At 71.4% G+C, this 10,700-nt stretch carries 10 protein-coding genes and 1 tRNA gene; 8 read left to right on the forward strand and 3 right to left on the reverse strand.

All coding sequences use genetic code 11. The annotated features are described in order from the left end of the window. Window positions 1-127 precede the first annotated feature (127 nt). The 7 genes from H180DRAFT_RS00500 (at window position 128) to H180DRAFT_RS00530 (ending at window position 7,714) form a co-directional block, all read left to right on the forward strand. Complete coding sequence (locus tag H180DRAFT_RS00500; RefSeq protein ID WP_016472332.1) at window positions 128-610, forward strand: CarD family transcriptional regulator; 483 nt, start codon at window positions 128-130, stop codon at window positions 608-610. Window positions 611-1,079: 469 nt separating this feature from the next. Further along, window positions 1,080-1,988: a 2-C-methyl-D-erythritol 4-phosphate cytidylyltransferase gene (gene ispD / locus H180DRAFT_RS00505; RefSeq protein WP_079099735.1), complete on the forward strand. Its 909-nt coding sequence runs from the start codon at window positions 1,080-1,082 to the stop codon at window positions 1,986-1,988. Continuing rightward, window positions 1,978-2,502 carry a 2-C-methyl-D-erythritol 2,4-cyclodiphosphate synthase gene (gene ispF / locus H180DRAFT_RS00510; RefSeq protein ID WP_055483960.1) on the forward strand — a complete coding sequence of 175 codons (525 nt, stop codon included), beginning with the start codon at window positions 1,978-1,980 and terminating at the stop codon, window positions 2,500-2,502. Before ispD ends, ispF begins: the two co-directional genes overlap by 11 nt. 121 nt (window positions 2,503-2,623) lie before the next feature. Beyond that, window positions 2,624-3,031 carry a PPOX class F420-dependent oxidoreductase gene (locus H180DRAFT_RS00515; protein WP_055483961.1) on the forward strand — a complete coding sequence of 136 codons (408 nt, stop codon included), beginning with the start codon at window positions 2,624-2,626 and terminating at the stop codon, window positions 3,029-3,031. 104 nt (window positions 3,032-3,135) lie between these two features. Next, complete coding sequence (gene cysS / locus H180DRAFT_RS00520; RefSeq protein ID WP_055483962.1) at window positions 3,136-4,551, forward strand: cysteine--tRNA ligase; 1,416 nt, start codon at window positions 3,136-3,138, stop codon at window positions 4,549-4,551. 223 nt (window positions 4,552-4,774) lie between these two features. Beyond that, complete coding sequence (gene rlmB / locus H180DRAFT_RS00525) at window positions 4,775-5,722, forward strand: 23S rRNA (guanosine(2251)-2'-O)-methyltransferase RlmB (protein WP_055483963.1); 948 nt, start codon at window positions 4,775-4,777, stop codon at window positions 5,720-5,722. Between the two features lie 147 nt (window positions 5,723-5,869). After that, a complete protein-coding gene (locus H180DRAFT_RS00530; RefSeq protein WP_055483964.1) occupies window positions 5,870-7,714 on the forward strand; it encodes a DoxX family protein in 1,845 nt (614 codons plus the stop codon). A 128-nt stretch (window positions 7,715-7,842) separates the two neighbouring features. On the opposite strand, the gene H180DRAFT_RS00535 is transcribed toward H180DRAFT_RS00530, so the two are convergent. From H180DRAFT_RS00535 to H180DRAFT_RS00545, 3 genes are all read right to left on the reverse strand, one after another. Beyond that, window positions 7,843-8,595 carry a nucleotidyltransferase family protein gene (locus H180DRAFT_RS00535; protein ID WP_055483965.1) on the reverse strand — a complete coding sequence of 251 codons (753 nt, stop codon included), beginning with the start codon at window positions 8,593-8,595 and terminating at the stop codon, window positions 7,843-7,845. Between the two features lie 92 nt (window positions 8,596-8,687). Continuing rightward, window positions 8,688-9,101, reverse strand: coding sequence for a hypothetical protein (locus H180DRAFT_RS00540; protein WP_055483966.1), 414 nt, complete (start codon window positions 9,099-9,101; stop codon window positions 8,688-8,690). A gap of 191 nt (window positions 9,102-9,292) precedes the next feature. Further along, window positions 9,293-10,417 carry an ABC transporter ATP-binding protein gene (locus tag H180DRAFT_RS00545; RefSeq protein ID WP_055483967.1) on the reverse strand — a complete coding sequence of 375 codons (1,125 nt, stop codon included), beginning with the start codon at window positions 10,415-10,417 and terminating at the stop codon, window positions 9,293-9,295. A gap of 185 nt (window positions 10,418-10,602) precedes the next feature. On the opposite strand from H180DRAFT_RS00545, the gene H180DRAFT_RS00550 reads away from it, so the two are divergent. Continuing rightward, window positions 10,603-10,676: transfer RNA gene (locus H180DRAFT_RS00550), tRNA-Thr, on the forward strand. The last annotated feature ends 24 nt before the right edge of the window (window positions 10,677-10,700 follow it).

Consider the following 10,700-nt stretch of genomic DNA (forward strand, 5'->3'; position numbering starts at 1 on the left):
TGACTGGCCGCAGCACGTAACGGGGTCGCTTGTCAAGCCCCGAGATGCGGCCTGACCTGCGAAAACGCCATTCAGAAGAGCCCGATTCCGTGTTACTCTGGATAGCCACGGAAGGGGTACCTGACACATGACGTTCAAGGTTGGCGACACCGTGGTCTATCCCCATCACGGGGCCGCGCTGATCGAGGCTATCGAAACTCGGCAGATCAAAGGCGTGGACAAGACCTACTTGGTTCTGAAGGTTGCGCAGGGCGACTTGACGGTTCGTGTGCCAGCGGACAATGCGGAGTTCGTGGGCGTACGAGATGTGGTCGGTTCGGACGGGCTGGACAGGGTCTTCGAGGTGCTCCGCGCACCGTATGCCGAGGAGCCGACCAACTGGTCCCGGCGCTACAAGGCGAATCTCGAGAAGCTTGCGTCCGGCGACGTGATCAAGGTGGCGGAGGTCGTCCGCGACCTGTGGCGCCGCGAGCGTGAGCGCGGACTCTCCGCCGGTGAGAAGAGGATGCTCGCCAAGGCCCGCCAGATCCTGGTGAGCGAGCTCGCTCTCGCGGAGAACACGAACGAGGACAAGGCAGAGGCGCTGCTCGACGAGGTTCTCGCATCCTGACCGAGCGAGGCGACGGCGGAGCGGGCCGGCCATCGACCTGCGGGCCGTGAGCAGCAACGCGAAGGCCGGTGGCGAGAGTCCGGCGTGAGCGTGAGCAGCAGCAGTGAGCAAGTCTGAGCAGTAGTAGAGCAAGGCTGTGCCGCAGTGCCCGAGTGACGACGTCAGTCGCCGGGCGCTGCGGCATGTCTGCGCTGCGGCTGTCCACGCAGCGGCATGTCCACGCGGCGCCGGTCCATGCACTGCAAGCGACCCCCGGCAGCGTTCAGTAACCTCACTACTGCCCGCCGTGCCGGACTCCGGCGCGGACTCGACGTCTGCCAAAGGCGTGCCGGGCCCGGGCAGTTGCCTCGACCGGAGTTCACGGAAGGGCCGGTCAAGGCTTCGCGCCCGGCACGCCCCCGACCTGCGTCGGGGGTACGCCCAGGCCATACCCACACCGGCTGAGGACACAAACCTGAACGTGGAACCGATGTCAATCCAATCCGCGGGCGAGTCGCATTCCGGTCGCCCGGACGGAGCAGGCGGCAATTCCCGGAAGGCCGGGCGCGCCGGGCACGCCGGGCAGGCCGGAAAGCCTCCGGCCGCCCGGCCCGCGTCCGGCTCCGCCACCTCCCCGGCCGCCGATTCCGGGACCGACCGTTCCGGACACCGCACCGCCGCCGTCATTCCGGCCGCCGGGCGCGGCGTCCGCCTCGGCCCCGGCGCCCCCAAGGCGCTGCGCGCGCTGAGCGGTACGCCGATGCTGGTGCACGCCGTGCGCGCGATGACCCGCTCCCGTGCCGTCTCCCTCGTCGTGGTGGTGGCACCCCCCGACGGTGCCGACGAGGTACGCCGCCTCCTGGACGAGCACCTCGCCGCCGCAGAAACCCTGACCGACGTCGTGGTCGTCCCCGGGGGCGAGACGCGTCAGGACTCCGTACGGCTGGGCCTCGAGGCGCTCCCCGGCGATGTCGACTCAGTGCTGGTGCACGACGCCGCGCGCCCCCTGGTGCCGGTCGAGACCGTGGACGCCGTGGCGGCGGCTGTACGGGAGGGGGCGCCCGCCGTCGTGCCGGCGCTGCCCGTCCCCGACACCGTCAAGGAGGTGCGGGTCCGCCCCGCCGGCGAACCCGAGCCGGTGACGGGCACCCCGGAGCGTTCACGGCTGAGGGCGGTGCAGACGCCGCAGGGCTTCGAGTTGAAGGTGCTGGCCGCGGCGCACGCCCAGGTGGCCCGCGAGGGCGACGGGGCGACGGACGACGCCGGCATGGTGGAGCGCCTCGGCGTCGAGGTCGTGGTCGTCCCGGGCCACGACGAGGCGTTCAAGGTGACGAGGCCGCTGGACCTGGTGCTCGCCGAGGCCGTCCTGGCGAGGAGGCGGGCGACCGATGGCTTCTGACCGGCAGTCCGGCGTGCTGCCCCTGGTCGGCATCGGCACGGACGTGCACGCCTTCGAGGAGGGGCGCGAACTGTGGTGCGCGGGCCTGCTCTGGGAGGGGGAGCGCTACGGCCTGGCCGGGCACTCCGACGGCGACGTCGCGGCGCACGCCGCATGCGATGCCCTCTTCTCCGCGGCCGGCCTCGGCGACCTCGGCGCGCACTTCGGCACGGGCCGCCCGGAGTGGGCCGGTGCGTCCGGGGTGGCTCTGCTCACGGAGGCAGCCCGGATCCTCCGGGCGGAAGGCTTCACCGTCGGCAACGTCGCAGTCCAGGTCATCGGCGTCCGGCCCAAGATCGGCAAGCGGCGGGACGAGGCCCGGCGGGTCCTGTCCGACGCCGTCGGCGCCCCGGTCTCCGTCTCCGGTACGACGACCGACGGCCTGGGCCTGACCGGTCGCGGCGAGGGGCTCGCGGCCGTGGCGACGGCACTGGTGCTGCCGCCTTCGGAAGCTGCCGCTGGGCCGCGGGTGTGACAACCCGGCGGGGCCCGGAACACCGTGCCCCGCAAGCCGGTTGACGGTATGACACCGCATGGCACGCCATGACAGGCCCGTGCCGCGGACACCGACGACGCTCCGAGAGAAGGCGATCCCAGTGGCAGCAGCACAGCTCTCCGACGACCTCAAGCAGGTTCTGGACTCCCCCGTCTTCGTCCAACTGGCGACGATCCAGCCCGACGGAAGCCCCCAGGTGTCACCGGTGTGGGTGAAGCGCGACGGGGACGAACTGCTCATCTCCACCACGACCGACCGCCGCAAGACCCTGAACCTCCGGCGCGACCCGCGCGTCAGTGTCGTGGTGCAGCCCGCTGACAGCCCGTACACGTACGCGGAGATCCGCGGTACCGCCACGCTCACCACCGAGGGCGGCCCGGAACTCATCGACGAACTGGCGCAGAAGTACGTGGGCAAGAACTACGCCGAGTTCAACCCGAGTTCGGCCCAGGACGCCGAGAGGGTCGTCGTGCGCGTCACACCCCGGAAGGTCGCCGGGCGCCTCTGACAGACCTGACACCCCGGCCCCCGGACTGCGTGGCGCATGCCGGCGGGCTGACGCACGCCCGGTGTGCGGGGCCTCCGGCCTCACGGGCCCACTACCCTGGTCGCGTGAGCATTCGCCTGTACGACACCAGCAGCCGGCAGATCCGCGACTTCGTCCCCCGGACGCCGGGCCATGTCTCGATCTACCTGTGTGGTGCCACCGTGCAGGCGGCCCCGCACATCGGGCACATCAGGTCCGGCCTGAACTTCGACATCATGCGCCGCTGGTTCACCCACCGCGGCTACGAGGTCACTTTCGTGCGGAACGTGACGGATATCGAGGACAAGATCATCGAGAAGGCGGCGGAGCAGGGCCGCCCCTGGTGGGCCATCGGCTACGACAACGAGCGCGCGTTCAACGCCGCCTACGAGGGCCTCGGCTGCCTCCCGCCCACCTACGAGCCGCGGGCCACGGGCCACGTCCCCGAGATGATCGAGATGATGCGCGTCCTCATCGACACCGGCCACGCCTACGCGGCGGACGGGAACGTCTACTTCGACGTGCACTCCTACGACGGCTACCTCCAGCTGTCCAACCAGGAACTGGACAACCTGCTCCAGCCCGAGGGCGAGGGCGAGACCGGCAAGCGCGACCCGCGCGACTTCGCCATGTGGAAGGCGGCCAGGCCCGGCGAGCCGAGCTGGGAGACACCGTGGGGCCGCGGCCGACCCGGCTGGCACCTGGAGTGCTCGGCCATGGCGCACAAGTACCTCGGGCCGGTCTTCGACCTGCACGGCGGGGGAGTCGACCTCGTCTTCCCGCACCACGAGAACGAGATCGCGCAGTCGAAGGCGTTCGGCGACGGCTTCGCGCGCTACTGGGCGCACAACGCCTGGGTCACCATGAGCGGCGAGAAGATGAGCAAGTCGCTCGGCAACTCGGTGCTCGTGAGCGAGATGGTCAAGCACTGGCGCCCCATCGTGCTGCGCTACTACCTGGCTTCGCCGCACTACCGCTCCACCATCGAGTACAGCGAAGAGTCGCTGCGTGAGGCGGAGGCCGCCTTCGGCCGCATCGAGGGCTTCCTGCAGCGCGCGGGCGAGACCGTCGGCGAGGTGGCTCCGGCGGGCGACGTCCCGTCGGCCTTCGCGGAGGCGATGGACGACGACTTCGGGGTTCCGCAGGCGATGGCGGTCCTCCACACGACCGTCCGGCACGGGAACGCCGCCATGAGCGGGGACGACAAGGAAGCAACGGTGAAGGCCTTCGCGGACGTACGGGCGATGCTCGGCGTCCTCGGCCTCGATCCGCTCGGCCCGCACTGGCAGTCGACGGCGACGGACGCCGGGCGGGGAGGCGAGCTGCGCGAGGCCGTGGACTCGCTGGTCCGTCTCGTGCTCGACCAGCGGCAGGCGGCGCGCCAGCGCAAGGACTACGCCACTGCGGACGCCATCCGCGACGAGCTGAAGCAGGCGGGCCTGGTCATCGAGGACACCCCGTCGGGGCCGCGCTGGGAGCTCGGCGGCAGCGGCAGCCACTGACCGTGCCCGCGGCCGCCCGCGGGGAGGGCCGGCACTGATCCACTTCTTCGGTGGGCCCTGTCCTCCGGAATAATGGCAGCAGCCGGCGATTCCCCGCGCGCCGCGAGCGTGCGAACGCCCGCCGGCACGGCAGCCCGTCGGCAGCCGGGCACCACGGCCCCACGGCCCGCCCGGGGATCCGGCAGACGAATCAGCAAGTGACCAGCAGAGAAGCAGGTGCCCGATGGCCGGGAACAGCCAGCGCCCCAACCGGCGTACGTCCAACAAGAAGGGCGCGCAGGTCGGCAGCGGCGGCAAGCGGCGCCGCGGGCTCGAGGGCAAGGGCCCCACGCCGCCCGCCGAGATGCGCAAGGGACATGCCAAGCAGCGCGCCGCGCAGGCCAAGGCCCGGCGCTCGCAGGGGCGTGCGCGCAAGGCCGGCGGCAAGAGCGCCTCGGAACTGGTCGTCGGCCGCAACTCGGTCGTCGAGGCGCTGCGCGAGCGTGTACCGGCGTCGACGCTGTACGTGCAGCAGTTCATCGAGAACGACGACCGGGTGCGCGAGGCGGTGCGCCTCGCCGGCGAGGCCGGCGGCATCAACCTGATGGAGGCGCCCAGGCCCGAGCTGGACCGCATGACGAAGGGCCTGCACCACCAGGGTCTCGTGCTCCAGGTCCCGGAGTACGAGTACGCGCACCCGGACGATCTTGCGGCTGCCGCCTACGACGAGGGCGAGGACCCGCTGATCGTCGCCCTCGACGGGATCACCGATCCGCGCAATCTCGGCGCGGTCGTCCGCTCCGTCTCGGCCTTCGGCGGGCACGGTGTCGTCGTCCCGGAGCGGCGGGCCGCGGGAATGACGGCGGGGGCATGGAAGACCTCCGCGGGTACGGCGGCGCACACTCCGGTCGCCCGTGCCGCCAACCTCACGCGTGCGCTGGAGAGTTACCAGAAGGCGGGGATGATGGTCGTCGGCCTCGCTGCCGACGGCGACGTCGGACTCCCGGATCTGGACGCCCTGGACGGGCCGGTCGTGGTGGTCGTCGGGAGCGAGGGCAAGGGCCTGTCCCGCCTGGTGGGCGAGACCTGCGACGTACGCGTACGGATCCCGATGCCGGGCGGCGCGGAGTCGCTGAACGCGGGTGTGGCAGCGGGCGTGGTGCTCTACGAGGCGGCGCGGCGCAGGAGTTGACGGCCGCGAGGCGTACCCGGGCCGGGCCCGGGGCCCGGCGTGCGCCACGGGCGCGGCCCCGCCGCGGCTCGACGGCCTTGACGGGCCTCGGACAGATCGGGGCGGTCGAGGCAGTGTCCTAAGCGTCCATCACTCGGTTAGTGGAGTGTGGACACCAGAACACCCCGCACGCCCGACCCCTCGGGCCGGCGTCCTGGGGACACCCAACAGGGCGGCCCGAGCGGTTTCTTCGACGACGAGCCCGGGCTGAGCACGGTCAAGGTCCCCTCCGATCCGGCAGAGGTCGTCGTCACCCACGCGAGCTTCCGTGTGCAACTCGCCCCGCCCGCCGCCGAGTCCGTCACCACCGGTCCCGTCCCAGCCATGTCCGGCATCGGCACCCCGGCAACGTTCCCGGGTGCGGCGCCAGGACCGGTCCCCGCCAACGGCCCCGGGACGGCAGGGTCTTCGCCGGGCACCACGAGCGGCACCTCCGTCGTATGGGGCGTGGGTGCCGACGCCGACGACACCGGGGCGACCCGGCAGTACCAGGCGGCGCGCCCCGGTCACCGGGGGATCGCGGAGTCCGCCGCCTCCACGACCCAGGTGCTGCCCCGGATCGACGAGGACACCCTCGCCCCTCCGACGGTCGTCGGCCAGCGCGGTGCGCGCTCCGTCGAGACGACGCAGCCGCAGTCCCTGCTGCACGGGGTGCGTCCCACGCACGGAGCCTTCGACGGCCCGGAGCCCGGCGCCTACGACCCGTACGGCGACTACGGCGAGATCGGCGACGTCCGCGAGCCCCGCGACTCCGGCGACACGGACGACTTCGGCGAGTACGCCGACTTCGCCGAGCACGGGGAAAGCGGCGCGTACCTCCGTCGTGGGCAGCCCCTCGCGCCCGGGGGCCCCGAGGAGGCCGAGGGCCGCTCCGGCGCCCCGGTCCCGGCAGCCGCAGGAGCGCGCCGTCAGGCGTACTACCCGGGCCGCCGCATGAACCTCGGCGTCGTGCTGCTGCCCATGCGGATCTTCCTCGGCTTCATCTCGGTCTACGCCGGAATGGGCAAGCTGTGCGACCCGGTCTACTTCGACGGCGCCGCACGCGGCTCCATGGTGACGTGGCTGCGCTCGCTCGAACCCTGGACCATCGCCTCCCCGCTGCGGGACTTCGCCCTGGCGCACCCCGTCGGGTCCGGGCTGACGGTCGCCTTCCTCCAGATCATCATCGGCGTGCTGACGGTGTGCGGCCTCTGGCAGCGGGTCGCCGCCGCCGTCGGTGCGCTGCTGTCGGCGGCGCTGCTGATGACGGTGAGCTGGAGTTCGGGCCCGGCCTACGAGGCGCCGGACATCATCCTGCTTGCCGCCTGGAGCCCGCTGCTCATCGCGGGTGCACCCGTCTACTCCGTCGACGGCAGGCTCGCGGCCGACGCGTGGCGCAAGCTCGGCCCGCGAGCCGAACTGCGGGACCTGCGCCTGCGGGTGCTGCGCCGCGGCGCCGTGATCGCGTCCGTCGTCACCGGGATCGCGATGCTGACAGGCTCGGTGCTGGGCGGGGCCGTACGGTCCGCGCACACGGCCAAGGTGCCCGAGCCCGGTGGCCCGCCCGTGAACCAGCTGCCCGGATCGCCTCTCCCCGAGGACCCGGACGACCGCACCGACAGCGGGAGTCCCGCCGGCGGGCACACACGCGGCGCGGACGCGGACGACGGCCGCTCCGGCGGCCCGTCCTCGTCGGCCACGCCCGGTGAACGGCAGGGGGGCACGTCAAGTCCCAGCCAGCGCGAGACCGTGCAGGTACCGCGGGAGGCCGTGCCCGGCGCGCAGCCACCGCGGCAGTCGGCGCCCGGAGCCCAGGCCACGCAGGGCGGCGGCGCCAGTTCGGGCAGTAGCGCCGGCGGTTCGGACGGCGGCTCCAACTCCGGTGGCGGCGGCGGGGGTTCGTCGTCCGACGACGGCGGCGGCAGCTCGTACTCGGGTGGCAGCGGTGGAGGCCTGGGCGGTCTTCTGGGCTGACTTGCGCAACCACCGGGCCCGTGCCGGACGGAGGGCGCGTGAGAAGTGCCCGAAGTCGCGGGAGAACCGGCGCCGCGTGAAGAGGGCGGGCATCGCCGCGTGAAGAGGGCGGGCATCGCGGGGAGCCCTCACGGCCTCCGGGGGACTCCCTGCGCCTCCCTCAGCTCCTTTGCCGCCTCCTCCAGATCCTTGGCGGTGTCGATGGCCCGCCAGTAGGCCCCCTGCGGAAGCTGGAAGCCCGCGAGCAGGCGCTCGCGGGCGAGCCGCGGGAACGTCGTGCGCTCGTGGTCGCCACGCTCCGGCAGCATTCCGGCGAAGGACGAAGAGAACACGTACACCCCGGCGTTGACGAGGTAAGGGGACGGCGGAGCCTCGATGAAGTCGAGGACATGACCGAAGGGATCGGTCTCCACCGCCCCCCACGGGATGCGCGGACGGGCCAGCGCGAGCGTCGCGACGGCGTCCCGTTCCCCGTGGAACGCGGCCATCTCCCGCAGCGCGAAGCGTGTCCAGATGTCCCCGTTGGTCGCGTACCAGGTCTCGTCGGGCCGGGGCAGTGAGGCGGCCGCGTACTTGAGTCCGCCACCGCGGCCCAGGGGCTTGTCCTCCACAACGACCCGCGTCCGGGGAGGAGTTCGCCCCTCGGGCACCGGAATCTCGGCCTTGGCGAGCCAGTCGTCCAGTACATCGGCCAAGTGGCCGCAGGAGACGACGACATCGGTGACACCCTCGGCGGCCAGCCAGGCCAACTGGTGCCCGATGATGGGGAGTCCGGTGCCGGGGATCTCGACCATCGGCTTGGGGCGGTCGTCGGTGTAGGGACGCAGCCGCGTCCCCTGTCCACCGGCGAGGATCACGGCTTGCGTGGGGAGCTGCATCATGCAGCGCACCCTATGCGGGACGCCCGCCCTGCCGCCGTCGGCAGGCGGGCCGTCGGCACATCAGAGGGCCGGTGCCGGTGGCCGTGCCCGTCTCAGTGGGTCCGGGACACTCCGGCGGCGAAGGACGTGTCGCAGACAGGACGCGAGTAGCGGTTGGCGCGCTGCACGCTGCCGTACTTCTGCACGGCCGCACGGCCCAGCGCCCGCGCGATCGACGCGCAGTGCCTGGCCAGGGAGGGGCGTTCCGCCATCTCCGCCTGCAGGCCGGTCAGCGCCACTCCCGGGTCCTTCTCCTGCAGTTCGGCGACGAGGCGGTCGCGAAGCAGGTCCTGAGGGGCACGCGAGGTCGCCTTCGTGGACGCCTTGTGCTCGGACGCCGTGAGCATCTGCGTGCCGGAGGACGAACTCCACGGGACGCGGGCCACGGCCAGCGTCCCGGACAGGACGAGGACGACGGGGAGGACGAGAGCTAGAGATCGGCCGATTCGGCGTGCTGCGTGGTTCACGGCAGTGATCGTAGCGAAGAGTGGCGATTTGGCGACATTCGGTCACCCTGCCGAGCGACGGCGCACGGGCGCGTTCCGCACGGGTGTTGACGTGCGGAGCGGAAATGCCCGGAAAGACCCCAAAAGGGGCCGCACATCCGCCTGTTGCGGAGGTGTACGGCCCCTTCGGGCTGCGTCGGGCAGATGGAGCGTCAGTCGCTGAGACGCTCACCGCTGGAGCTCGAGAAGACGTGCGTCTCGCCACCGCGCGGCACCACGTTCACGACGGCACCCTTCTCGGGCACCTGCCGGCCGGAGACACGGACGACCAGGTCGCAGTCCTCGCCGCCGACGTTGGCCGTGCCGTAGATGTAGCCGTCCGCGCCGAGTTCCTCGACGACGTTGACCGTGACCGCGACACCGGCGGGCTCGTCCTTGGAGACGGCCGTCGAGGAGCCGTCGCCGTTGACGACCTCGAAGTGCTCGGGACGGACGCCGACCGTGACGGTCTTGTCGCCCTTGTCGACGGCGGCCGTCAGCGCCTCACGCTCGACGGGCACCACGCTGTTGCCGAACTTCACGCCGCCGTCGGTGATCGGCACCTCGACCAGGTTCATGGCGGGGGAGCCGATGAAGCCGGCGACGAAGAGGTTCGCGGGGCGGTCGTACATGTGCCGCGGGGTGTCGACCTGCTGCAGCAGCCCGTCCTTCAGGACGGCCACCCGGTCGCCCATGGTCATGGCCTCGACCTGGTCGTGGGTGACGTACACGGTCGTGATGCCCAGACGCCGCTGGAGGCCGGCGATCTGCGTACGGGTCTGCACACGGAGCTTCGCGTCGAGGTTCGACAGCGGCTCGTCCATGAGGAACACCTGCGGCTCACGCACGATCGCGCGGCCCATCGCCACACGCTGACGCTGACCGCCGGAGAGCGCCTTGGGCTTGCGGTGCAGGTAGTCGGTCAGGTCGAGGATCTTCGCCGCGTCCTCGACCTTCTTGCGGATCTCGGACTTGTTCACGCCCGCGATCTTGAGCGCGAAGCCCATGTTGTCCGCGACGGACATGTGCGGGTAGAGCGCGTAGTTCTGGAACACCATGGCGATGTCCCGGTCCTTGGGCGGCAGGTGCGTGACGTCGCGGTCGCCGATGCGTATGGAACCCTCGTTGACGTCCTCGAGACCCGCGAGCATGCGCAGGGAGGTGGACTTGCCGCAGCCGGAGGGGCCGACCAGAACGAGGAACTCGCCGTCCTCGATGTCGATGTTCAGCTTGTCGACCGCGGGCTTGTCGCCGCCGGGGTAGATCCGGGTAGCCGAGTCGTACGTGACCGTAGCCATGATGCTGTCTCCTTCACCGGCAGGTACGTGCCGGACGATCCGTCGTAAAGGGAGTACGTTTCACTCATGTGAACGTGCGGTGACGCTAACCCGCCGGTGTGCGTCTTGTCAGCACTCCAGCAGCAACGAAACCGCATCGCGGCCCCCCGTCATGGGGTGGGTACACTGCACGGTGCGCACAGCACGCCGCCTTAGCTCAGCTGGTTAGAGCATCTGTCTTGTAAACAGAAGGTCGTCGGTTCGAATCCGACAGGCGGCTCCGGAGAAGCAACAGGTCAGAGGC

This window comes from Streptomyces sp. WMMB 322 (assembly GCF_900090145.1).
Lineage (GTDB): Bacteria > Actinomycetota > Actinomycetes > Streptomycetales > Streptomycetaceae > Streptomyces.

Coding starts and splice junctions, on each gene's coding strand:
- H180DRAFT_RS00500 (WP_016472332.1), top strand. CDS start 128: ATGACGTTCAAGGTTGGCGACACCGTGGTCTATCCCCATCACGGGGCC.
- ispD (WP_079099735.1), top strand. CDS start 1,080: ATGTCAATCCAATCCGCGGGCGAGTCGCATTCCGGTCGCCCGGACGGA.
- ispF (WP_055483960.1), top strand. CDS start 1,978: ATGGCTTCTGACCGGCAGTCCGGCGTGCTGCCCCTGGTCGGCATCGGC.
- rlmB (WP_055483963.1), top strand. CDS start 4,775: ATGGCCGGGAACAGCCAGCGCCCCAACCGGCGTACGTCCAACAAGAAG.
- H180DRAFT_RS00535 (WP_055483965.1), bottom strand. CDS start 8,595: ATGATGCAGCTCCCCACGCAAGCCGTGATCCTCGCCGGTGGACAGGGG.
- H180DRAFT_RS00545 (WP_055483967.1), bottom strand. CDS start 10,417: ATGGCTACGGTCACGTACGACTCGGCTACCCGGATCTACCCCGGCGGC.